The organism is Enterococcus massiliensis, from assembly GCF_001050095.1.
Classification (GTDB): domain Bacteria; phylum Bacillota; class Bacilli; order Lactobacillales; family Enterococcaceae; genus Enterococcus_C; species Enterococcus_C songbeiensis.
In genome coordinates this window covers 818,895-843,666 of record NZ_CVRN01000007.1, presented here as the reverse complement: position 1 = coordinate 843,666, position 24,772 = coordinate 818,895, and the positions used below count along the sequence as shown (strand labels likewise).

Here is a 24,772-nt window from a genome sequence, read left to right as displayed (position 1 = left end):
ATTTCTTAATGAAAAATCCATAGATAAAGTTTAGGTAGAAAAAGGATCATTCCCACCACAATCGCAAAAAGTGCCGTCAATAAAACTGCTCCGGCTGCCATATCCTTCACTTTTTTTCCGATGGGATGAAAGTGAAAGTCCGTAAACATATCGACAATGTTTTCAAAAATCGTATTGATAATCTCTACAAGCCAAACAAGAAACACGGCTGCGAGCAGCCAAAGCCACTCCATTCGGCTAAGTTGAAAAATAATTCCGGCAATCAAAGCCAGCAGACCAAATACCACATGCTTACGCATATTCCGTTCTTCTTTAAATACAGTTTTAATTCCCGTGTAAGCAAATTCAACCGAAGTTATAAAGTTCTTATTCTTCTTTGTATTTCTATCGTTTGAGTCCATAGGCATCTAAGATTTCTTTCTGTAGGCTAAACATGACCTTCTCGTCTTCTGGGACCATATGATCGTACCCGTTGATGTGCAAGAAGCCATGTAGGGCTAGGAAGCCCAATTCACGATCATAACTGTGACCATATTCTTCGGCTTGTTCCCGGGCGCGTTCGATTGAGATCATAATATCGCCCAATTCTCGTGGCAGAGAAACTTCTTCCTCAAAAATCACCGGAACCTCCCCCTCGCCGGTTTCCTCCAACGCAAAGCTGATGACATCAGTAGGTGCATCTTTGCCGCGATACTCACGATTGATTACCTGAATTGCCGCATTATCCATGAAAGTCACGGACATTTCAGTGTTTTCCGGAAGTTCCAAATAATTTGCGGCAAATTGCAGCAGCTCGTCAATCTCGTGGATTTTGTTTTCGGAAACAGAATTTGTTTCATCCATAAAGGTAATTTCCATTATTCTTCGCTTCTTTCTTGTTCTTCTTTCATTTTTTCCGCTTCGGATTTCATTTTTGGATATTTAATCCGAGAATGGAAGGTACTGCACAATCCGTTAACCAGTGATTTTTCAATCTGATTGATTTCTTTCAAAGTTAATCCAGTATCGTCCAACTGACCATCTAAAATACGATCCACGATTAGGTTATGCACGAAAGCTCGAATCTTTTCATTCGTTGGATTATCCATCGCCCGCACTGCTGCTTCACAACTATCTGCGATGTTTACGATACCGGCTTCCCGCGTTTGCGGTTTGGGACCGGGATACCGAAACTCTGCCTCAGTAACTTCCGGATTGCGTTCCTGTGCTTTGATATAGAAATACTTCATCAAGGTTGTTCCGTGATGTTGGCGGCAAATATCAATGACCATTTGCGGCATTTTTTCTTCTTCTAAAATTTTGGCACCATCGATAACGTGACCAAAAATAATTTGTTTGCTGTCTTCTGGGAGCAGAAAATTATGAGGATTTTCTGCTCCTGCCGGCAGATTTTCAACAAAGAAATTGGCATGTTTCAATTTGCCAATATCATGGTAGTAGCAAGCGACTCGGGTCAATAATGAGCGTCCGCCAATTTCGGCAACTGCATTTGCGCTGAGATTTGCCACCATCATACTGTGGTGATAGGTTCCCGGTGCTTCTTCCAGAAGTTGTTTCAATAACGGATGATTGGGATTACTAAGTTCATTAAGCACGATCACACTGTTATCCGTGACCAGTAGCTCAATATACTGATGCAAACCCATCGTCAATAAGAAGGATAAAATATTTCCCGCCAAACCACAGATAACTGTCATCCAAGTTTTTGAATCAGAAAAATTCATGCCTTGGAAGACGATCAATACCAAGGTCATCAAGAAAGGAAACACGATGATCCACATTACTGCCGGCCAGCCTTGTTTTGAAATCCGTTCCCGCTTAACAATCGCCCCCATCATCCCTGAAAAAAGATAGGAGATTAAAATGATTGTCAACAGATTCGTTCCAATCGCGTCATAGTAGATAAACAAAGAAGCGATCACCTGAAACATCGCAGCTAAAATTCCCGTTCGTCGATTGACAAAGAAATTCAAGACCAACGGAACAAACGCTGCCGGGTAAAACAACGGAATATAAGGAATCAATTCCGTTTGAAAAATTTGGAAAAACTTCATTAAAACAATACTGAACACCATTGCAACGGCATAAAACGTCAATGCGTTCATTTTAGACTCATCCCCGTGAAATTGACGGGCAAAGTACGCCATAACCGCAATTTGTAAAAGAAGGGCTAAAATCATGGCAACGATTGGGAAAATTGATGTGTTTTGACTAGTCAAACCTAACAATTTTAGTTTTTCAATCACAGTAGCATCGATTTGAGAACCTTCCCGAACCAAAATTTCACCTTGATAAATCATCACCGGCTGAACCGCATCACGGGCAGCATCCCGCAATTCTTCCGTCCGTTTTTCATTCAAGAAATCATTGATGACGATTCCTTGATCCAATAGATAATTGATTGCTCGTTGATTATTGTCACTGGTAGAAAGCTTAGAAACCGATTCAGAAGCTTGATTTTTTGCTCCTTCCAAATCACTTTCTCGAATTTGTTTGCCCATTTCCCGATCAAGAATTGACAGCGCATTGGTTTCAACCGTTGAAACATCTGTATCCGTCAGCGTAAAAATAAGCTGATAAAATTGGCTGGAGATTCGTTGATAAAAGGCAACGGTCTCTGCATCCAATTTTTCAAATTCTTTTTTTAGCGCTGCCACGTGTTCATCCACGGTTGGTTTAGGGATTGTTGTGCCTTCTTTGGCATCTTTTTGCGCTTTTTCGTAATCCTCGGCCAAATTTGTTTTGACTTGTCGAATCAAGGTAAAAAGCTGTGAGATTCGATCGTGCTGCGTATTTGCAAGATCCTCTTGATAGGTATATTCCGGCGTGACCGCCTCGGCAGCCAGCTTGCGCTTTTGTTCTGTGGCAGCCGTGTTTTCAATCGTCTTATTTGCCCGGATACTTTCACTTGCCACCTGACCTTCTTGATAGTCAACATTTTTTTGCTTCACACTTGTAAAAAGTGTTAAAAAAAGACTGCCGAAAAAAAGAAGGAACAACAGCGGCAAATAAGCTTTCCCAAGTTTTTCACGAATTTTTTGAAGGGGTTTGATAATCATCTTCTCACCTCCTGAGAATCTCTCAATTACTTCGTATCGCTTTTTAAACTGGCCTTATCGTAGGCTTCAATGATTTCTGCAACGACTGGATGACGAACGACATCCCCAGCTTCGAAATTGACAAAAGCAATTTTTTTAATAGGTTGCAACGTTCTTTCCGCATGTACCAGACCACTCATCACGCCTTTTGGCAAATCGATCTGGCTGGTATCGCCATTAACGATCATTTTAGATTGATACCCTAACCGGGTCAAAAACATTTTCATTTGGGCAATCGTGGTATTTTGTGCTTCATCTAAGATTACAAAGGCATCCTCTAAAGTCCGTCCCCGCATATAGGCCAACGGTGCGATTTCGATGATTCCCCGTTCCATCAATCGATTGGTATGATCCACACCGAAAATTTGATACAGTGCATCATAAACCGGACGTAAGTAAGGATCGACCTTTTCTTTCAAATCTCCCGGTAAAAAGCCCAGGTTTTCTCCGGCTTCTACGGCAGGTCTGGTCAAGATGATCTTTTGCACTTCGCCTTTTTTTAACGCAGCAATCGCTAAAACTACCGCTAGAAATGTTTTTCCGGTTCCTGCTGGTCCCACACCAAAAACAACGTCGTGGGAACGAACGGCATCTACATATTTTTTTTGTCCCGAATTTTTTACCCGGATAGGTTTGCCGGTCCGGTCTTTTAGGATTTCTTCTTCATACATGGCAATAAAAAAATCAAGACTGCCTTTTTCAACCATTTTTAAAGCAGCAACGACATCTGGCGTTCCTACATGAATTCCTCGATTGATTAAGGTCTGTAATGCTTGAATCACTGCCTTTGCTTTTTTGACTGATTCCTTCGTTCCCTCAAGTTGGATCATTTCTCCCCGAGAACGGATCGTCGTTTCCGTATATTCTTCAATCGATTTGATATGATTGTCATGAGCGCCTAACAACATGCTGATGTCATCGGCCTCTGTTAATTTTATTTCCAGAGAAGTCGTTTCTTCTGTCAAATAGGTGCATCTCCTTTGCTGATCTTTACTCCCCAATAATACCACACTCTATGTAAAAGAAAAATATTCCCTTTTCTCTGCGCATCACTCCACGTGAGAAAGAAAAAAATTGGGGCAAAGATCAATTGATCCTTGTCCCAATTCACAAATCAACGAAATTATTGTAATAACTCTTTGACGATCGCGTTGACTTGGTTACCGTCTGCTTTGCCCTTCACTTGCGGCATCACAGCACCCATGACTTTACCAAATTCCTTTGGTGAAGCAGCACCAGTCTTTTCGATCGCTGCAGCAACGATTTGACGAATTTCTTCTTCAGAAAGTTGTGCAGGAAGATATTGTTCAACAATAGCAATTTCAGTTTTCACTTTTTCTGCCAAATCTTCACGACCTGCTTTTTCAAACTCAGTCAACGAATCACGACGTTGTTTCATCTCACGAGACAATAACGTCAATTCCTCTTCCTCATTCAAATCGCGACTCGCTTTGATCTGTTCGTTTTGAACGGCGGCTTTCAACATGCGAATCACCTGCAATCTGTCCTTATCCTTTGCTTTCATCGCTTGTTTCATATCATCGTTCAGTGTACTTAGTAGTGACACACTACCAGCTCCAGTTCTTCAAGTAGCCGAAAACTAGAATTTTTTGCGTTTTCTAGCTGCTTCAGATTTTTTCTTGCGTCGTACGCTAGGTTTTTCATAGAATTCACGCTTGCGAGATTCTTGTAAAGTACCGGCTTTTGACACGGAACGTTTGAAGCGACGAAGAGCATCGTCAAGAGATTCATTTTTGCGAACCACTGTTTTTGACATGTAAATTCCCTCCCTCCGAGCCTAAAAAGTAACCGTTTTTGTCATTGAAATTTTAATCTCAAAAAACAAGACTGTCCTTAAAAAATTATAACCAAGTAAAATTTAGGTGTCAAGATATTCCACGAAAAATTGCAAATACTTTCGCCTAAATCGGTCTTTTCTGCAAAAAATTACGATTGACATGCCTCACAACGACCTAAAATCTCAAATCGGTGTCCTTCAATCTTGCATCCGGGTAATTGTTCCTCAAAAAAATCCATGGGACAAATCGTCAATTCTTTTGTTTTTCCGCAGACGGTACAAATAAAATGATGGTGGTGATGATGTCCTTGATAACAATGAAACCGAAATTTCATCTCTCCGTTCAAATCGGTTTCTTCCAATAAATCAATTTCTGCAAAATCATGCAAATTTCGATAAACAGTGTCATAGCTTAAACCTGGAAATAAGTCCGTCATATGCTCGTGTACTTCTCGAGCAGACACATAGCGATTGCGTTTGACTAAAAAGGTAATCATTGCTTCTCTTTTTTTGGTATGTTTAAACCCGCTTTTTTTTAATGTGGTCATTGCATGGTCGAGTAACGTTTGAACTGCCATTTTTTCGCTCCTCCTAAATCAGAATGATTACGAATTAAATCTCTTCTGTATGGTATAATAGATTATCTAAAAAAACAAGTGAGGTTTTTGCAAAATGACGAATGAGGAACAAATTTTAACCTTTTTTGTAATTTCCGATTCCGCTGGAGAAACGGCAACCAAATTAGCACAAGCGGCAATGGCCCAATACTCGACAGTTGAATTCAATCTTTTTCGCCGAACCTTTGTCAATGACAAGGAAACATTGCTGAAAGCTTTGGCAGATGCAAAAAAACAGAATGCCTTGGTCTTACACACCATGATTAACGAAGAATTGGTGACTATCGTCAAGGAATTTTGTGAAGAAAGCCAGTTATTTAGTCTTGATATTTTAAATCCGGTTGTACTGGAAATCCAAAAACGTAGCGGAATCACTCCCTCCAGAGAACCTGGTGCACTGCATCACCTGAATGAGAATTATTTTAAACGGATCAAAGCGATGGAATTTGCTGTCAAATATGACGATGGCAAAGATCCCCGCGGTTTTTTAGAAGCCGACATTGTCTTGTTAGGTGTCTCCCGCACCTCAAAAACACCCTTAAGTTTGTTTTTGGCAAATAAAAATTTGAAGGTCGCCAACTTACCGCTGATCCCGCAAGCCCACATCCCCAAGCAACTATGGGAAGTTGATCCAAAGAAAATTGTCGGTTTGACGAATGATCCAAACGTGCTGAACAGTATTCGTAAGGAACGGATGCGTTCGTATGGTCTGAATCCAGATACTGCCTATTCCGATATTGAAAAAATTCGGGCAGAATTAGAATTTGCAAACGACCTCTACCAAAAATTAGGGTGTGTAGTCATTAATGTAGCGACTCTTTCCATCGAAGAAACAGCTTCCTTAATCATGAATGCTCTGGATCTAGAAGACCACAGCTACTTTGTTACAGAATCCAATGACAATTAAAAAAGAACTGTTTGCAGACAACCAACAGATAACCGTTGGAAATTCTGCAGACAGTTCTTTTTTTAAAAGACTTGAACACCTTCTCGATCGATTTGTAAAAATTCAACTGCAGCATGAGAGGATAGTTCCTTCAAACGGCTGATAATTCTCTCGCTTTTGGTAGTTGAAGCTAATACCATCACGGTGGGTCCTGCGCCGCTTAAAAAGCAGCCATATCCCCCTTCTTCATGACAAACCTGTCTCACAGCAGGCAAATGGGGAACGAGTCGCTGACGATAAGGTTCGTGCCACCGATCTTGCTCCATCATTTTTCCAGCAAGGGGAAGATTCCCTTTGATTGCGGCAGCGATCATCACGTTGGCAACACTGCTGGCTTTAATCGCTTCTGCAAAGGGCAATTCCCGCGGCAAAACTTGTCGGCTCTCTTTTGTCAAAAGCTCTTCATTTGGGATAAATGCGATGAACCCACAATCGGGAAAATAGTGTTTGACGTAATCGGTCTCTCCTTCCAACGAACTTGCTACGACAAAATCGCCACAAATAGCGGGTGCCACATTGTCTGGATGTCCTTCAAATTTTGTAGCCAATGCTACTTTTTCCTCTTCTGTCAGATTCAAGTGCTGCAAACGATTGGCCAGCTCGATTCCTGCTACTACTACGGAAGAACTGCTGCCCAAGCCGCGAGCAACTGGGATATCCGTGGTCATTTTCAAGCGATGGGGAGTAAGCTCCGGCGCGACCTGTCGTGCAATTTCAATCAGCAGATTTTTTTCATCGCTGGGAATTTCGTCAGATAAATTGTGGTCGATCTGCCATTCTTCACTTTGACCGATCACTTCAATAACCAAATAGCGATTTAACGCAATTCCGCAAGAGTCAAAACCCGGACCTAGATTGGCACTTGTTGCCGGCACGCGGATTTTCATAGTTTTGCCACTCCTTCACGAAGATGGCTGCGCATTTCTTCTACATCACTCATTTTGTGGATGATCGTATTTGTTGCATTGATAGCAGTATCGGGATCTTTTAATCCATTTCCAGTGAAGACCGCAACAACAGTTTCACCTTGTTTGATTTTTCCAGATTTCACATGTTGGATTACACCAGCAAGAGATGCTGCTGATCCCGGTTCAACAAAGACACCATCTTGGCTGGCTACTTTACGGTAAGCATTGAGAATTTCTTCGTCTGTAACTGAATGGATATAGCCATTTGATTCGTCACGAGCGGCTTCAGCTAATTTCCAACTTGCTGGATTGCCGATTCGAATCGCTGTCGCTACAGTTTCAGGTTGCTCGATTACTTGTCCCTTGACGATTGCTGCGGCACCCTCTGCTTCAAATCCATGCATTCTTGGTAATGCGGTGCCTTGTTTTTCGTGCCATTCTTTGAATCCTTTCCAATAAGCGGAAATATTTCCCGCGTTACCTACTGGGATTGCTAACACATCAGGAGCTTTTCCTAATTGTTCACAGACTTCAAAAGCGGCGGTTTTTTGTCCTTCCAATCGATAGGGATTGACAGAGTTGACCAAAGCAACAGCTTCTGTTTTTGCAATATCACGAACGGCTTTCAATGCTTCATCGAAGTTGCCGGGAATGGAAATGATATCGGCACCATAAATAATTGCCTGTGCCAATTTTCCCATTGCAATTTTGCCATCAGGAATGACAACGTATGCCTTGATACCGGCTCTTGTTGCATAGGCTGCGGCTGCGGCACTGGTATTTCCAGTAGAAGCACAAATAATTGCCTTTGCCCCTTCTTCTACAGCTTTTGCTACCGCCATAACCATTCCGCGGTCTTTAAAAGATCCGGTTGGATTCAAGCCTTCATATTTTCCATATAAATTAATTCCCAGTTCTTTAGATAAACTAGTTAGCGGAATCAAAGGAGTATTCCCTTCTGCTAAAGAAAGCTGTGGTGTTTTATCGGTGATTGGTAAATACGCTTGATATTTTTTTAGTAATCCTTCATACATGGCTATTCCTCCAATATTTTCATTCGACGATCAAGGTTTGCGTCCACATTGATCGATTGTACCTGTGTGACTGTCAATGGATCCGTCAGCAAAACGAATCGAGTGGGATTATCCGGCGACAAAACTTCTGTGCCGGTAATCTTTGCTGCCGCTAATTGTTGCCGTAACTGCGGCATCTCTTCTGTTGAAAGTGTAAACGACAAATAGTAACGAGAAAGTACTTTATCGGCGGCTGCTAATTTCTTTGGTCCCAGCGTTCCATAAAAAGGCAGCTTAGGAAGTCCTGCTTGTAGATTTTCTGCAATAGTTGCCAAATCCGTTACAACACTGGTGGCTGTCGGTCGTGCGCCTGCCCCAGGTCCGTAATACATTCCACTACCGATACCACGGCTTTTAACAAAAACACCATTAAACTCATTGCGAATTGTGGCTAAAGGATGATGTTGAGGAACCCACATCGGAGCCACCTCTGCATAAACTGCATCTCCAATTCGTTGCCCTCGACCAATTAGTTTTATCTCATACCCTAATCGGTTGGCGGTGCGAATATCCTCTTTTTGGATATCTCGGATTCCTTCAATCGTAAGCTCCTCAAAAGAAAGTGACATATCAAAGGCAAATGCCGTTAATAAAATGGTTTTGTAGGCCGCATCGAAACCATCCACATCATTTGTCGGATCTGATTCTGCAAAGCCTAACTGTTGCGCTTGGCTCAGACTTTCTTCGTAGGACAATTTTTTTTCTTTCATTTGAGTTAACATATAATTAGTCGTACCGTTGATAATTCCACTAATTTCAGTGATTTCATCTGCGAGATAGCTGTTTTGCAAAGTGCGCAAAATCGGAATACCTCCCGCCACACTTGCTTCATAGTAAAGAAAACAATCCTGCTGCTGGGCAAGTTGCGACAATTCTTCCCCGTGGAGTGCCAAAAGATCCTTGTTTGCAGTCACTACATGTTTGCCGTTTTTCAAAGCCGTTGTGATAAATTCTTTGGCAGGATGGATTTTGCCGATTACCTCCACAACAATATCAATGGCAGAATCTGTCAAAATTTCTTCGGCATCATGGACCAATTGGATATGGTATTTTTTTGCAAGGTCCGTTTTGTCTTCTGCTTTACGCACCAACGCTTTTGTAATCGTCAAATCAATTCCCCGCTGTCGAAGCTGTTCCTGCTGTTCCGCTAAAATCGTTAGAACACCTGTGCCAACGACTCCTAAACCGAGGATTCCGATTGTTAGTTTCTTCATACAATGCCTCCTTAACTAATAATGATATTAAAACACATTCATTCTTTTCTCATCTAATTTTATCTAGCATACCAAAATTGACTCAAAAAAACTAGGGCTTTTCTTAAAAGAAAAGCCCCAATTTTTTATTGATGATGGATATGTTTTAGTGTTTGTTCTAAAATATCGATCACATGATTATCATCTAAACTATACAACATGGTTTTCCCCTCGCGGCGTGCTTTTACCACTCGTTTTTCCCGCAGAAGTTTCAATTGATGGGAAACAGCCGATTGTTCCATTGCAACAACGGTTGCGATGGAAGTCACGTTGCGTTCCCCTTCATCTAGCGACATCAAAATTTTTAACCGAGTAGGATCGCTTAACACTTTGAATAATTGGCTGATTTTTTCGACATCTGCTAATGAATATCGGTCCATGTTTTTCCCTCTTTCAATCATTTCAAAAAACTATTCGCAGCGGATTTTGATTTTTCCAATTCCGTGTACGGCTTTTTGCTAGTCATTCGTGATTTTGTTGATGGCGTCTTCCAAAGCAGCCACTCGTTGTGTTGCTGCCGTTTCTGAGTCAGCTTTTACACCAATGTAGAATTTGATTTTTGGTTCTGTTCCGGAAGGACGAACGGCAATCCAGCTAGAATCTTCCATCATATATTTCAGAACATCTGATGGCGGTGTAGTCATCTTTTGCATGTTACCGTCTAAGCCCACTCGTGTCAATTGTTTGAAATCTTCAGTTTGTACAACAGGAACTCCGGCAAAGGAAGACGGTGCTTGTTCTCGGAACTTATTCATGATTTGTTTGATTTTTGCTGGGCCATCTAAGCCACTAAGAGTAACAGAAATCGTTTTTTCACTAAAGTAACCATATTCTTCAAAAATATCTTGGAGACCGTCGTAAAGTGTCTTGCCTTGTTTCTTGTAATAAGCGGCAACTTCAGCTAATAAAACCAATGCTTGGATCGCATCTTTATCCCGAACGAAGGGTTTTACTAGATAGCCGTAGCTTTCTTCAAAACCAAACATGAAAGTATGAGAATGATCTTCTTCAAATTGTTTGATTTTTTCAGCAATAAATTTAAAACCAGTCAAAACATTTAGCATTGTCACTTGATAATTTTGTGCAATCACTGTTGGCAATTCACTGGAAACAATCGATTTTAACACTACTGCATTTTCTGGCAATGTTCCGGCTTGTTTGTGGGCCTCTAAAATATAACGAACCATCAATGCACCTAGTTGATTTCCTGTTAAAACCTGATAAGTACCATCAGGCAAACGAACGGCTGCACCTAAACGGTCTGCATCTGGATCAGTAGCAATCAAAAGATCTGCATCTTCTTTTTCTCCTAATTTGATGGCGTATTCGAAGGCCGAATGTTCTTCAGGATTAGGCGAATGAACGGTACGGAAATTGGGATCTGGCTCTGCTTGTTCTGGAACAATGACAAATTTTTCGAAACCGGCTTGTTGCAATGTCTTTTCTCCCAACATTTTTCCGGTACCGTGCAATGGAGTGTACACCAATTTTAATTCCTTACCCATTTCATTGATTAATTCTTGATTAATCGTTACCGTTTTTACTTCTTTTAAATAAGGAAGATCGACATCTTCACCGATAATATGAATCAGTCCACTATGTTCTGCTTCTTCATCTGACAATACATTGATTTCCAATGGATTGATAATTGAACGGACAAAGGTTGTCAAACGGTCCGCATCAGCTGGTGGCATTTGCCCCCCGTCTTCCCCATAAACCTTATAGCCATTGTAGGCTGCAGGATTGTGAGAAGCAGTAATCATAATTCCAGCAAATGCTTTCAAATAGCGCACCGCAAAAGATAATTCCGGCGTCGGACGCAAACTTTCAAAAACATAAGTAGGAATATTATGTTTTGCCAAAGTTTTTGCTGCTTCCATCGCAAATTCTGGTGACAAATGGCGCGAATCATAAGCGATTGCAACCCCACGGCGACGTGTTTCTGGATCTTGTTCATCCATAAATAGCGCCAATCCTTCCGTTGCTTGACGGACAGTATAAATATTCATTCGGTTGATTCCCGGTCCTAAGATGCCCCGCATACCGGCAGTTCCAAATTCCAACGGCGCATAAAAGGCATCCTCTAATTTTTCTGGATCCTCTTGTAAATCACCTAGCTGTTTTTTTAGTGTTTCTTCTAAATTGGCATCGTTTATCCACTGTTCATACACTTGTTCCCAAGACATGAAATAACACCTCTTTCATTTAATTTCACCCTTTAAGTATAACACGCCTTTTTGTACACGCCAACAAAACCACTGCAAACTCCTTAAAGAACAAAAAAAGTATCTGCTGAAATCAACAGATACTTTTCGTTTATTTTGCGGCGATATTTTCAGGATGTTCTTTTTGTTCTTCTAAATAATTAAATACTTGTTGACCGGCGATTCCGCCTTCACCAACTGCTGTTGTGATTTGACGCAACGTTTTTTCCCGTCCGTCACCGATAGCAAAAACACCAGGGATGGAAGTCCGCATTTGGTCATCCGTCAAAATCCAGCCGGCTTCATTTGTGACGCCTAGGTTTTTAACTGGTCCAGACAGTGGGTCCAATCCTACATAGATGAAGATTCCGTTCGCACTTTCTTCGTGAACTTCATTGGTTTTGACATTGCGAATCTTTGCGCCTGTGACAACCATTTCATTGCCTTCTATTTCTTCTACTACCGAATTCCACATGAAAGAAATTTTTTCATTGGCAAATGCCCGGTCCTGGATGATTTTTTGTGCTCGCAATTCTTCTCTGCGGTGAACAATGATGACTTCAGAAGCAAATTGAGTCAAATAAATTGCTTCTTCTACTGCTGAATCACCACCGCCGATGACTAATAATTTTTTATTGCGGAAAAAGGCACCATCACAAACCGCACAGTAAGAAACGCCGCGACCGGCAAATTCTTCTTCACCGGCAACGCCTAGCTTGCGATGTACACAGCCAGTAGCTACGATCACGGTTTTGCCCTTGTAGCTTTCATCTTCAGTGAAGACTTCTTTATACGCGCCATGATCTACGACGTCTTGGACGATTCCATAAGCGTTTTCTGTGCCAAATCTGGAAACACCTTCGTACATCTTCATAGCAAGCTCTGGTCCCATGATGGAATCAAATCCCGGATAATTTTCGATTTCGGCGGTATTGTTCATTTGTCCGCCAGGTGCTCCTCGTTCAATCATCAACACGGATAGATTTGATCGAGAAGCATAAAGTGCGGCTGTCATTCCGGCAGGTCCGGCACCGATTACGATTACATCATACATTAAAAAATCCCCCACTTATAATTTGTAAGTTAACTTTAGTTTAGTTTTGCCATTCTGTCTAATCTTCTGCTTGAAGCTTTTCCAATTATTAACAAAATCAACTCTTGCAAATTATACCTCACTACTTTGCAATTTGTACATATCCGCATACAAACCATCTTGCATCAGTAACTCACTATGATTGCCTCGTTCCACGATATTTCCTTTGTCCAATACGAGAATCAAATCAGCATCGCGAATCGTTGAGAGACGGTGAGCAATAGCAATCGTTGTTCGCCCTTGCCGCATATTTGCCAATCCTTCTTGGATCAAGCCTTCTGTCTCTGTATCGATATTGGCGGTGGCTTCATCTAAAACCAGCACTTTAGGATCGGTCACCATTGTTCTGGCGAAGGAAATCAATTGCCGTTGTCCGCTGGAATAGCTGGCACCTCTTTCAATCACTTTGGCATGGTAGCCGCTAGGAAGTTGTTGAATAAAATGATCTGCTTGAACAAAACGGGCAGCTGCTTCGATTTGTTCGTCAGAGATTTCTTTATTCAGCAAACGAATGTTGTCGGAGATATCCCCGTAAAACATAAACGCATCTTGCAGAACTAAGCCAAGTTTTTTACGAATTTCTTCGATTGGAAATTCACGGATGTCTTTTCCATCGATCAAAATCTGTCCTTCGCTAAACTCATAGAAACGCATCAAAACATTGATGATTGAGCTTTTTCCGCTACCGGTATGACCAACAAGTGCTACAGTTTCTCCAGGTCGTGCAACAAACGAAATATCATTCAACACATTATTTTTGCCGTCATAAGAAAAACTTACGTGACGGAATTCGATTTCTCCTTCTTGGATAACTTCTTTTGCATCGGCATTTTGTTGTGGTGTCGCTTCTTCATTATCCATGATTTTTAGAATTCGGCTGCCTGCCACCATTCCATCGGTAAAGACGCTCAAAAAGTCCATCATTTGCGTCATGGGATTGAAAAAGCCCTGAACGTAAGTGGTAAAGGCGTAAATCAACCCTACTTCAACAGGAGAATGCAAGGCATCAAATCCGAAAAGCGTCAATGACAAAGCAATGGCGATCGCATAAAGAAAATTAATGATTGGTGCCAGCAAAAGTGAGTTGGTTTTAATCATGGCGAATCGGGTTTTCAAGTAATCATCATTGATTTCTTCAAATTCTTGATTCAAGCGAGCTTCTTGACGAAATTGTTGGATGATTTGCATTCCTGAGATTGATTCATTTAGTTTCGTATTTAGTTGACTCAACTTTTCCCGCATTTGTCGATAAATTCGGGAGCTGAATTTTTGATAGTACCATATGACCACTAATAAAATCGGCAAAAACAAAAGATTTGCCAATGCAATTTTAGGGCTGATTTGAAACATGGCGATAAAAGAGGAAATTACTGCAAAAATCCCTGTCAATACCATTAAAAAGACATACCAGAACTCAAAAAGTGTTTCCGTATCGTTGGTCACCCGCGATACGATTGAACCGGCAGGGGTTTGATCAAAATAGCGCATCCCTAACGTATGCAATTTTTCGAATAGTTTTACTCGAATATACTGATAGGTTTTCAAGGAAGCCATCGAATAAAGAAACCATTGGAAAAACCAGATGATTGCTTTAACGATTACGCCAAAGAGATAAAGTCCGGCAAAAAATAAAATGATTTGTGTCGTTGCGTTTTTTTCAGTCAAGTAATCATCCATAAACGTTTGGATGATCCGCGGCAAAATAACGTTGACAACAGATAACACAAGAGCAAAAAGAATTGCTACAAAAAAGGTGCTGCGAAAGGGACGTGCAAAAACGAATAATCGCTTGATGATCGTTTTTTGTTCTTTGAAGGGAATTGACTTCGTCCACTCTGATTGATGTTGTTCCATTATTCTCCTCCTTCAATTTTTGCTTCTAGCTGCTGTTTATCCCACATTCTGCGGTACCAGCCATTCAATGCCAGCAATTCGCTGTGGGTGCCTCGTTCAATGATTCGTCCTTCATCCAATACGATAATCTGTTTGGCATGCATGACGCTGCTTAAACGGTGAGCAGAAATAATTGTTGTTTTGTTCTTTCGGTATTCTCTTAAATTGTGCAAAATCGCTTCTTCCGTTTTGGCATCGACGGCAGATAAAGCATCGTCCAAAATCAACAACTCTGGATCGACTGCTAATGCTCGAGCAATTGAGATCCGTTGTTTTTGTCCCCCTGAAAGAGAAACCCCGCGTTCCCCCACCAGCGTATCGTATCCTTCCGGCAAACCTTTGATATCTTCATTGATTACTGCCAAAGAAGCAGCTGTTTCAACTTCTTCTTGGGTGTACGCCGGATTAGCAAAGCGAATATTGTCACGAATCGTCATGGAGAATAAAAAATGATCTTGAGGAACATAACCAATCGCATGCAGCAACGCATTCAACGAATAATTTTTCACATCATGCTCGCCAAAAATAATTTTCCCCTCATAATCGTCATATTCCCGCATCAGCAATTTTAAAATCGTTGTTTTACCAGCCCCGGTTTTCCCGACAATTCCCAATGTATCTCCTTTTTGAATAGTGAACTTGATTTGCTCCAAGGTTGGATGATCATCATCCGGGTAAGTAAAGGATGCAACGTCTACATTAATTGCACCTTCTGCAGTTGTTTTAACAGCATCTTTTTTCTCAACGATATGGGTTTTTTCTCCCAATAGTCCGGAAACCCGGTCATAACTGGCATTTCCCCGCTCTAAGACGTTGAATAACCGACCAATGGCAAACATTGGCCATACCAACATACCAATATAACTGATAAAGGAAACCAACTGCCCGATGGTGATGGTATCTTCCATGATAAATTTTCCGCCAAGAATAATCGTAATCACGTAAGAAACACCAATAATCAACGTGATAAAGGGATCAAACAGCGCATCAAGAAAATTAACCCGCCGATTTTTACTGATGGCATTATCGATTTTCAAACTAAAATCTGCTAAATCTTCCTGTTCTTGTCCAAAGGTTTTGATTACCTTCATTCCAGTAATACTTTCTTGCGTTTTGTCATTGATGGTAGAGAAGGCTTCCTGAGATTCCCGAAAAGCATCATGCAATCGTGAACCCAGCACTCGTGAAGTCAACGCCAACAAAGGCAGTGGAATCAATGCAATCAATGTTAGGCGCCAATCAACAAACAACATCATGGCAACGATGGTCATACTGCCAGTAATAAAGGAATCCGCAAAGGTCAGAATTCCAGCCCCCGCCACATTTTGGATCGCATTCAGATCGTTGGTGGCATGCGCCATTAAATCACCGGTACGATATTTTTGATAAAATACATGGTCCATTTTTGTAAAATGATCAAAAAGTTGCCGGCGCAAATCTTTTTCCAACCGTACAGCACTTCCCCAAATATTGGTTCGCCAAATGTAGCGGAAGACATAAACCGCAACTGCCGCAACCAACAAAATAATGACCCAAAACACGATAATATTTAAATGAATATTGTCTTCTGCAATTTCATCAATAATGATTCCGATTACTTTAGGGGGAACCAACTGCACCACCGCAACTAAAATCAGGAAGGTGACCCCCACGATATAGCTTTTCTTCTCTTGCTTAAAAAACCAACCTAACTTTCTAAAAATCGACATTTTTCTCCTCCTTGTTCCTTTTATAGAATTAATTTTTCTTATTGAAAAATTAGTTTGATTGTCACGCCGTATATCATTCCACTAGTGTACTTGAGGTAAGTGGAACTGACATCCTTGTTCCTTTTATAGAATTAATTTTTCTTATCGAAAAATTAGTTTGATTGTCACGCCCTATCCTCATTCCACTAGTGTACTTGAGGTAAGTGGAACTGACATCCTTGTTCCTTTTATAGAATTAATTTTTCTTATCGAAAAATTAGTTTGATTGTCACGCCGCATATCATTCCACTAGTGTACTTGAGGTAAGTGGAACTGATAATCTTATCCAAACTTTTGAATTTTCTGAATAGTCTTACAACTCACACCATGAAAAAAACGAGCTGAAAAAATCAGCCCGTTGTCAGTTACTCGTCTCAGAAAACAAACGATTATTTCTTCGTTTGATTTTTCATCTGTTGCATCATCTGACGAATTTTTTTCTCAGATGGTTTTTGCCCCATAGACATCATCATTGTTCGTAACATATCCTCATTAACGGGAGGATTTTTTTCTAAATAATCTTTCATATATTTACGCGCCAAAAAGAACCCGCCAACAGCGCCGATTACTAATGCGACAACCGCAATCAATATAACAATACCTGCATTCATGTAAATCTCTCCTTTCTCTGGTAGTCTCAATGAGTTATTTTACTAGAAAATCATTAAAAAGAAAAGGCGTTTTCCAAAATTCATGCTTTTTTTTGAAATAATTCCCTTGTTTTCTTCAGCAAAAAACCAGTAAATCTCCAAAAAAGAAAAAAAGACAGAAGAAATCGTTTTCAAAGCTTTGAAAACATGATAAGCTGAAAAAAAGACGAGGTGATGAAAATGGAACAAACATTGGTAATCATTAAGCCAGATGGTGTAAAACGAAAATTGATTGGGCGAATCATTCAGCGCTTTGAAGATCGAACGTTGACTATCACTCAAATGCGGCAGGGAGTGATGACTCCTGAGATGGCTAACACCCACTACCAGCATCTAATCGAAAAACCCTTTTTCCACGAAATCGTGACCTATATGACTTCTGGTCCCGTAATCTATCTTGTATTAGAGGGAGAAAATGTTATTGAGATCGTCCGCAGAATGGTAGGAAAAACCAATGCACTGGAAGCTGATCCCGGCACGATTCGCGGAGATTTTGCAGTCAACAAATCAGAAAATATCATCCATGCCTCCGATTGTCTGGAAGCTGCGGAAAAAGAAATCACACGTTTTTTCCCGTAACACATTAAAAAGGCAGAACGAACACGTTCCGCCAGCCATTTTTAACGAAAGGGACTTTCTGAGTCCTTTTTTTGTTCCCGTATTTTCACTGTTTCCAATTAAAGAGAAGGATTTATTTTGTTCAAAAGATTTGGATCAAAAGTTTGTTTTCGCAACATGTCAATTTCAAAACCATAAGGTGCTTTTTTATTCTTCTTGTCTTCTCCTACATAAGGTGTCTCCAGAATTTTTGGCAGATCTTTCAATTTTTCATGGTGAACGATGGCATTCAAGGCGTCAAAACCAATCGTTCCAAAACCAATATTTGCATGACGATCCTTGTGAGAGCCCCGTGGATTTTTTGAATCATTTACGTGAATCACTTTCAGACGCTCCAACCCAATGATCTTATCAAATTCTTCCAACACGCCATCAAAATCCTCTTTGACGTTATAACCTGCATCGTTTGTGTGACAGGTATCTAAGGTAACCGACAATTTCTCGTTTAAGGTCACTCCATCAAAAATGACGGCTAATTCCTCAAAAGTTCTGCCTAATTCCGTTCCTTTTCCCGCCATCGTCTCCAACGCAATTTGCGGAATTTGATCTTTCTCCAAGATTTCATTTAAACCTTTGATGATCTGCTTCAACCCAGCGTCAACACCAGCGCCCACATGCGCTCCCGGGTGCAGTGTAATTTGAGTTGCTCCCAATGCTTGCGCCCGTTGAATTTCTGTGTGCAAAAAATCAACAGCAAAGCCAAAATTCTGCGGCTTGATCGTATTACCTAAATTAATGATATAAGGAGCGTGAACAACGATATTGCTTAAAGAATGCTCCGTCATAAAGGTTTGTCCTGCCTCAATATTTAATTCTTCGATGGGCTTGCGGCGTGTATTTTGCGGAGCACCGGTATAAATCATAAAAGTCGTCGCCTGATATCCCGCCGCTTCTTCTGCCGCTCCCAATAACATCTTTTTCCCACTCATAGATACATGTGAACCAATCAACATAGTTTTCTCCTCCAGTTCTGTTTCCTATTATCTCCAATGAATCAAAAAGATGGCAACTTTTCTGCTTATATTCCGCCAAATAATAACAAAATCACGGTCATCAATCCTAAACTGAGTAAAAAACTGACGGAAGAACAAAAGCCGACGATTTCTTCCTCCACCCCCGCAGCCACTGCATTGATTACGTTAAAAGTAGCGATTGGCGCCACCGCCAACAGACACAGCACCAATTTGACTAACTGTGGCAAGGGCAAAAATAAAAACAGCACTACCAGCCCAAGACCTATGCCATAACGCAGCACTAAACTTTGCAAAACGATTCGTTGCGCACTTTTAGGCAGTCGCAATTCCAAAAAAAGACCAATCATAAACATCGAAAGAAAGGTGTTGGCATAAGCAATCGGTTGCAACACGGTCAACAAACTTTCCGGTAATTCAATGGAACCTACCCGCAACAACAGCATAACCAAATAAGCGGTATAAGGAATCGAACGAAATAGTTTCCACAAAACTTTTCGCAAATCGAAGCGCTGATTCTTCCCTACCAGATGATCCACCAGTACGGTTGTTCCTCCAGCCAGCATGATGCTGTTTCCCAGATCGAACATGGAAATCAAGGGAATTCCGATGGGTAAAAAACTTTGGACAAAGGGCAGCGTAAAATTTCCAATATTAAAGCCCGAAGCCATATACATCATAAATTCCTGTTTGATAGGTGCTTCTTTTTTCGTCAGCAACCAACTGACGAATACTTGTAAAATAGAAAGCCCGAAGCCTAAAAAAATCAGCAGAAATAAACTGCTTTTTATTTGCAAAGAAGCAAAATTAACAATAATCGTGGCTGGCAACGTGATGGTCAAAATGATGACTGAAAGCGTCGTTCCATCTGCTTTTGATAATAAATTTAAGCGTTTTAATAAATATCCGAAAAAAATAATAACAAATAATCCAACTGCATTGATTAAAATTGTCGCCATACTTGCTCCCTTCACTACGCCTATTCTTTGTTCATAGTACCTGAAATCATTTGGGAAAGAAAGTCCGTAAAAACATTTGCCGAAATTCTAAGCATTTGCTAAGCATCTATTCATTTTTTCTGATTTTTGCTATAATAACACGGTACCCAAATAAAACTGAGGTGAAAATCGTGCCCCAAAAAGGAAAAAAAACACAAGAGCCTTTTTCCGAGAAATCAAAAGGCTGGTTTTATTTCAATATTAGTTTACGCGTCTTACATTCACTGCTGCTTGTCGGCCTAGCTGTTTTGATTATCGGTGGTGCACTTGCTGCTGGGATTGGTGCTGGTTATTTTGCCTATCTGGTAGAAGATACAAATACGCCAACAAAAAAAGAACTCCAAAAATCTTTGGGGGATATCTCAGAAACCTCCAAATTGACTTATGCTGACAGCAAAGAAATCGCCACGATTCGTTCAGATTTAATGCGAACAACGATTAAATCCGATCAAATTTCCGAACTGATTAAAAAAGCAATCATTTCGACAGAGGATGAATATTTTTACGAGCACAATGGGGTCGTTCCCAAAGCAGTGGTTCGTGCCCTGCTATCCGAAGCCATCGGTTTTGGCGGTGGCGGCGGCTCTACATTGACCCAGCAGATCGTCAAGCAACAGGTGTTGAGCAGTGAAACTACCTTCAAACGTAAAGCCAATGAAATTCTTTTGGCGATGGAGGTGGAAAAATTTTTCAGTAAAGATGAAATCGTTACCCTCTATTTGAATGTCTCACCTTTTGGTCGAAACAATAAAGGCCAAAATATTGCAGGCGTTCAAGAAGCAGCAAAAGGAATCTTCGGAAAAAATGCCAAGGATGTCAATCTTGCTCAGGCGGCATTTATCGCCGGACTTCCCCAAAGCCCAATTATTTACAGTCCCTATGATAACACCGGTGAGATCAAAGAAAATCTGACTGCCGGCTTGGAACGAAAGGATTTTGTTCTATTCAGTATGTACCGCAACCATGCCATCACGAAAAAAGAATACGAGGAAGCTAAAAACTACGACTTAAAAAAAGACTTCTTGAAACGGCAAAATGCCACTACGAATGATCATGGTTTTCTTTACTACACTGTTCTAGGAGAAGCACAAGAAATCGTCGCCAAACAATTGGCTACAAATGACAAACTTTCTACGGAAGAATTTAATAAAGACGAAACCCATCAAAAATACCTTGAATTAGCTAAAAACGAACTGGTCACTGGCGGCTATACCGTCAAATCGACGATCGACAAAGCGATTTTTGACGCCATGCAACAAGGTGTCGCAGATTACGGCTACCTATTGGATAATTACAATGGTGATCGTGTCGAAGTTGGGAATGTGATGATGGACAATCAAACTGGACGAATTCTCGGTTTTGTTGGCAGTCGCGATTTTTCAAAAAATCAAAACAATCATGCCTTCGATACCATGCGGGCGGCTGGTTCTTCCATCAAGCCGGTTCTAGTTTATGGTCCGGCAATTGACCAAGGACTGATTGGAACAGAAACTCGGGTGTCTGATTATCCAACTAGTTGGAAAGCTGGTGAAAATGCTGGCGAAGATATCGTGAATGCCACCAATAAGGGATCGAAAACCTTCCAGACCGTTCGTGAAGCCTTGAATGAATCAACCAACATTCCTGCCTATCACGTTTATCAGGACTTGCAACAAAATACTTCGGCTAATTTTGCTTATGAAAATTATTTGAAGAAAATGAATTATACAGCTTTAGATGAATGGAGTTTTGAGTCTGCCCCACTTGGACCAATGGACGTCACGACCTTGCAGCAGACAAATGGTTTCCAAGCGCTGGCAAATGGCGGTGTGTACCAAGAAGGCTACTTGATTGAATCAATTACAGACAATCAAGGAAATGCAATTTATAAACACAAAGAAAATCCAGTTCAAGTATATTCACCTGCAACTGCATCGATTATGAATGACTTGATGCGCAGTGTTTTGGATGCACAAATTACAACACCTTTCAAATCTTCTATCAATAATTTGAATTGGTACCTTGCACAAGCCGATTGGATTGGTAAAACTGGTTCTTCAGATTATTACAAGGATTCTTGGCTGATTGTGTCAACACCTTCCGTAACCATCAGCAGTTGGTCAGGCTTTGACGACAATACAACAAAAAATGATCAGGATGCCGGACAACGAACCGGTCAATACCTAGCAAATTTAGTCAACCGCATTTATATGGCAAGCCCGGATGTTTTTGCTACGGAACAAACCTTTACACTCGATAAAAGTGTAAAAAAAGCAACCGTCTCGAAGTTCACCGGTGCCTTACCTGGAACTGTTACAGTAAACAATCGCTCGGTCCAAACGCCGAAAGACACCACAACCTCTTACTGGGCAACCGATACCGTTCCTCAAAGCAGCTTTAAATTCGGCATCGGCGGAACGGATGCAAACTATTTAGATTACTGGAACAAAGCAATTAAAACTACAACCAAAACCACTTCTTCAACAAATCGCGCAACCTCGCAAAATACTACGAATCAGGCAAACGAGAAAAAGGAAGAAGAAAAAGAAACTGACAAAAATGAATAAAAAAAGGCGGTTCATCCGATGGATGAGCCGCCTTTTTTCTTAAATATTATTTTGTTGAGCCTTTTTTATCCACACCATAAGGTAAAATAATTGTTTTTTCTTCTAAATCTTCTTTGTTCATCATTTTTGTCAAAAGACGCATAGAAACCGCACCGATATCATACAATGGTTGTGTGATACTGGTTAATTTAGGACGAGCAACATCCGTCAACAACGAATTATTGCTGGTAATGATTTCAAATTCTTCAGGAACTTTTACGCCTTCATCCAACAAACCATCCAGTAAGCCGATTGCTAATTCATCATCTGTAACGACCGCTGCTGTTGCACCGCTGTTGCGAATACGAGAAACCAAAGCGATGCCGTCTTTGAAATTGTATTTTGCTTCAAAAACCAGACCTTCGTTATAAGACATGCCATTTTCTTGTAAGGCTTCCTTATATCCGTTCAACCGATTTTGACCGTTGATTGGATCAATCAATGCTCCACTGATAAATGCAATTTTTTTATTGCCATTTTTTGCCAACAAATCTGTCGCATCTTTCGTTGCATTTTGGTAATCAATATTCACACTGCCGACTTGTTCATCAGGATCAATGGATCCAGCTAAAACGACTGGTGTTTTTGAGCGGGAAAATTCACCACGAATTTCATCAGTAATCCGATGTCCCATAAAAATAACGCCGTCCACTTGTTTTGCCAATAAGTTATTCAATACGTTGACTTCTTTTTGATTGTCTCCATCTGAATTGGCTAAAATAATATTGTACTTGTACATTGTTGCAACATCATCGATACCTCGAGCCAATGATGCAAAATACATGTTGCTTACGTCTGGAATGATTACACCGACAGTCGTTGTTTTTTTGCTGGCTAGACCTCGAGCCACAGCGTTTGGACGATAATCTAAGCGATCAATCACTTCCAATACTTTCTTGCGGGTCGCAGGTTTTACATTCGGGTTGCCATTGACAACACGAGAAACAGTAGCCATCGAAACATTTGCTTCGCGGGCAACGTCATAAATCGTAATTGTTTGTTTTTCCATTCTTCTTTCTCCTATTCGATTGTTTTCAGAAAATCTCATTTACATTTCTTTGTAAGAATATCACGTTAGCAACAGGAATGCAACCGTTTTAATTTAGTTTTCATGAAAATTATGTGATTTTTTCAAATGTTGCTTTTGGTCATTTAGTGGTAGAATAAAAGTATCTACCCTTGGAAAGAAGGAATATTGATGAATCAAACAAAATTACAGGAATTACGCCACTGGATGACCCAACAAGAAACCGATCTTGTCTATGTCAGCGATCCGGGACACATTGCGTACTTTTCCGGTTACACCAGTGAGCCTCATGAACGTGCTCTGGCACTTTTCATTCCATTAAAGAAAGATCCATTCTTGTTCACTCCCGCTTTGGAAGTGGAAGATGCTCAAAACAGCGGTTGGCCATTTGATGTTGTGGGTTATTTAGACAGTGAAGACCCTTGGCAAAAAATCACCGCCGAACTAACCAGTCGTTACGGAACTATCCAACGCTTTGGTTTGGAAAAAAATTCCTTGACTGTAGATCGCTTTGAAAAACTGCGGAATGCTTTTTCTTCAGATTTTTCTGTGGATGTCACTCCAGCAATCCAACGCCTCCAACTACTTAAAACAAAAGAAGAAATCCATACACTTTTAGAAGCCGGCGACTGGGCAGATGTTGCCTTTGAAATCGGATTTGGTGCAATCAAAGAAGGTGCTGCTGAACAAGAAATTGTTGCAGAAATCGAGTACCAATTAAAACGTCGCGGCGTATCCGCCATGAGTTTCGATACAATCGTTTTAACTGGGAAGAATGCTGCCAGTCCCCACGGAAATCCCGGTAATACAAAAATTCAGCCTCACGATTTAGTGTTGTTTGACTTGGGGGTTATTTGGAAAGGTTATTGCAGTGATGCCACTCGAACGGTTGCTTTTAAAGAACCGACTGCTTTTCAAAAAGAAATCCATCATTTGGTACTAGAGGCACAATTAGCCGCTCAGGCAGCGGTAAAACCTGGTATCACGGCTGGTGAATTGGATGCTGTTGCCCGCAATGTGATTACTCAAGCAGGTTACGGGGAATACTTCAATCATCGTCTAGGTCACGGGATTGGTACAACTGTTCATGAATACCCTTCCCTTGTTGAAGGAAATGATCTTGTGATTGAAGAAGGAATGTGTTTTAGCCTTGAACCAGGAATCTATCTTCCTAATCAAGTCGGTGTACGGATTGAAGACTGTGTTTATGTAACAGCAGATGGTTGTCAACCTTTCACCAAGACCAGCAAAGAGTTACTGATAATCGACTAAAAAAATTCCCATGAGCTTGT

The 24,772-nt window shown here is 40.8% G+C and carries 23 protein-coding genes; 4 read left to right on the top strand and 19 right to left on the bottom strand.

Annotated features, from left to right (window positions below; translation table 11 throughout):
• Positions 1–5 precede the first annotated feature (5 nt).
• From BN1875_RS11355 to BN1875_RS11325, 7 genes are all read right to left on the bottom strand, one after another.
• Entirely contained in the window at positions 6–401 is a 396-nt protein-coding gene (locus BN1875_RS11355; protein ID WP_171000791.1) for a diacylglycerol kinase family protein, read from the bottom strand.
• Entirely contained in the window at positions 385–858 is a 474-nt protein-coding gene (gene ybeY, locus BN1875_RS11350; RefSeq protein WP_048604948.1) for an rRNA maturation RNase YbeY, read from the bottom strand. Before ybeY ends, BN1875_RS11355 begins: the two co-directional genes overlap by 17 nt.
• A complete protein-coding gene (locus tag BN1875_RS11345; protein WP_048604947.1) occupies positions 858–3,059 on the bottom strand; it encodes an HD family phosphohydrolase in 2,202 nt (733 codons plus the stop codon). The genes ybeY and BN1875_RS11345 overlap by 1 nt, the downstream gene beginning before the upstream one ends.
• A 26-nt stretch (positions 3,060–3,085) precedes the next feature.
• Positions 3,086–4,063 carry a PhoH family protein gene (locus BN1875_RS11340; RefSeq protein WP_048604946.1) on the bottom strand — a complete coding sequence of 326 codons (978 nt, stop codon included), beginning with the start codon at positions 4,061–4,063 and terminating at the stop codon, positions 3,086–3,088.
• Positions 4,064–4,221: 158 nt separating this feature from the next.
• Positions 4,222–4,665, bottom strand: coding sequence for a GatB/YqeY domain-containing protein (locus BN1875_RS11335; protein WP_048604945.1), 444 nt, complete (start codon positions 4,663–4,665; stop codon positions 4,222–4,224).
• 33 nt (positions 4,666–4,698) lie between these two features.
• Positions 4,699–4,875: a 30S ribosomal protein S21 gene (rpsU, locus tag BN1875_RS11330; protein ID WP_002287321.1), complete on the bottom strand. Its 177-nt coding sequence runs from the start codon at positions 4,873–4,875 to the stop codon at positions 4,699–4,701.
• Between the two features lie 170 nt (positions 4,876–5,045).
• Complete coding sequence (locus BN1875_RS11325; RefSeq protein ID WP_048604944.1) at positions 5,046–5,474, bottom strand: Fur family transcriptional regulator; 429 nt, start codon at positions 5,472–5,474, stop codon at positions 5,046–5,048.
• A 94-nt stretch (positions 5,475–5,568) separates the two neighbouring features.
• Between BN1875_RS11325 and BN1875_RS11320 the strand changes: the two genes are divergently transcribed.
• Positions 5,569–6,420 (top strand): pyruvate, water dikinase regulatory protein, encoded by an 852-nt coding sequence (locus tag BN1875_RS11320; RefSeq protein WP_048604943.1) that lies wholly within the window; start codon positions 5,569–5,571, stop codon positions 6,418–6,420.
• Between the two features lie 62 nt (positions 6,421–6,482).
• Here BN1875_RS11320 and thrB read toward each other — a convergent pair whose 3' ends face one another.
• From thrB to BN1875_RS11275, 9 genes are all read right to left on the bottom strand, one after another.
• Positions 6,483–7,346: a homoserine kinase gene (gene thrB / locus BN1875_RS11315; protein WP_048604942.1), complete on the bottom strand. Its 864-nt coding sequence runs from the start codon at positions 7,344–7,346 to the stop codon at positions 6,483–6,485.
• Complete coding sequence (gene thrC / locus BN1875_RS11310; RefSeq protein WP_048604941.1) at positions 7,343–8,401, bottom strand: threonine synthase; 1,059 nt, start codon at positions 8,399–8,401, stop codon at positions 7,343–7,345. The genes thrB and thrC overlap by 4 nt, the downstream gene beginning before the upstream one ends.
• A 2-nt stretch (positions 8,402–8,403) precedes the next feature.
• On the bottom strand, positions 8,404–9,654 hold the full coding sequence (locus tag BN1875_RS11305) for a homoserine dehydrogenase (RefSeq protein WP_048604940.1): 1,251 nt from the start codon (positions 9,652–9,654) through the stop codon (positions 8,404–8,406).
• A gap of 125 nt (positions 9,655–9,779) precedes the next feature.
• Positions 9,780–10,073, bottom strand: coding sequence for an ArsR/SmtB family transcription factor (locus tag BN1875_RS11300; RefSeq protein ID WP_048604939.1), 294 nt, complete (start codon positions 10,071–10,073; stop codon positions 9,780–9,782).
• A 78-nt stretch (positions 10,074–10,151) separates the two neighbouring features.
• Positions 10,152–11,879, bottom strand: coding sequence for a phospho-sugar mutase (locus tag BN1875_RS11295; RefSeq protein ID WP_048604938.1), 1,728 nt, complete (start codon positions 11,877–11,879; stop codon positions 10,152–10,154).
• A gap of 130 nt (positions 11,880–12,009) precedes the next feature.
• Positions 12,010–12,951: a thioredoxin-disulfide reductase gene (gene trxB, locus BN1875_RS11290; protein ID WP_048604937.1), complete on the bottom strand. Its 942-nt coding sequence runs from the start codon at positions 12,949–12,951 to the stop codon at positions 12,010–12,012.
• Between the two features lie 111 nt (positions 12,952–13,062).
• Entirely contained in the window at positions 13,063–14,844 is a 1,782-nt protein-coding gene (locus BN1875_RS11285) for an ABC transporter ATP-binding protein (RefSeq protein WP_048604936.1), read from the bottom strand.
• Complete coding sequence (locus BN1875_RS11280; protein ID WP_048604935.1) at positions 14,844–16,592, bottom strand: ABC transporter ATP-binding protein; 1,749 nt, start codon at positions 16,590–16,592, stop codon at positions 14,844–14,846. Before BN1875_RS11280 ends, BN1875_RS11285 begins: the two co-directional genes overlap by 1 nt.
• A gap of 428 nt (positions 16,593–17,020) precedes the next feature.
• Positions 17,021–17,242: a YneF family protein gene (locus BN1875_RS11275; protein ID WP_048604934.1), complete on the bottom strand. Its 222-nt coding sequence runs from the start codon at positions 17,240–17,242 to the stop codon at positions 17,021–17,023.
• A gap of 219 nt (positions 17,243–17,461) precedes the next feature.
• Between BN1875_RS11275 and ndk the strand changes: the two genes are divergently transcribed.
• Positions 17,462–17,860 carry a nucleoside-diphosphate kinase gene (ndk, locus tag BN1875_RS11270; protein ID WP_048604933.1) on the top strand — a complete coding sequence of 133 codons (399 nt, stop codon included), beginning with the start codon at positions 17,462–17,464 and terminating at the stop codon, positions 17,858–17,860.
• Between the two features lie 98 nt (positions 17,861–17,958).
• Here ndk and BN1875_RS11265 read toward each other — a convergent pair whose 3' ends face one another.
• Positions 17,959–18,852: a deoxyribonuclease IV gene (locus BN1875_RS11265; protein ID WP_048604932.1), complete on the bottom strand. Its 894-nt coding sequence runs from the start codon at positions 18,850–18,852 to the stop codon at positions 17,959–17,961.
• Positions 18,853–18,917: 65 nt separating this feature from the next.
• Positions 18,918–19,829 (bottom strand): AEC family transporter, encoded by a 912-nt coding sequence (locus BN1875_RS11260; RefSeq protein WP_048604931.1) that lies wholly within the window; start codon positions 19,827–19,829, stop codon positions 18,918–18,920.
• A gap of 170 nt (positions 19,830–19,999) precedes the next feature.
• Between BN1875_RS11260 and BN1875_RS11255 the strand changes: the two genes are divergently transcribed.
• Positions 20,000–22,414: a transglycosylase domain-containing protein gene (locus BN1875_RS11255; protein ID WP_048604930.1), complete on the top strand. Its 2,415-nt coding sequence runs from the start codon at positions 20,000–20,002 to the stop codon at positions 22,412–22,414.
• Positions 22,415–22,460: 46 nt separating this feature from the next.
• On the opposite strand, the gene ccpA is transcribed toward BN1875_RS11255, so the two are convergent.
• A complete protein-coding gene (ccpA, locus tag BN1875_RS11250) occupies positions 22,461–23,462 on the bottom strand; it encodes a catabolite control protein A (protein ID WP_048604929.1) in 1,002 nt (333 codons plus the stop codon).
• Positions 23,463–23,651: 189 nt separating this feature from the next.
• Here ccpA and BN1875_RS11245 point away from each other — a divergent pair, with 189 nt between their 5' ends.
• Positions 23,652–24,752: a M24 family metallopeptidase gene (locus BN1875_RS11245; RefSeq protein ID WP_048604928.1), complete on the top strand. Its 1,101-nt coding sequence runs from the start codon at positions 23,652–23,654 to the stop codon at positions 24,750–24,752.
• Positions 24,753–24,772: the final 20 nt, after the last annotated feature.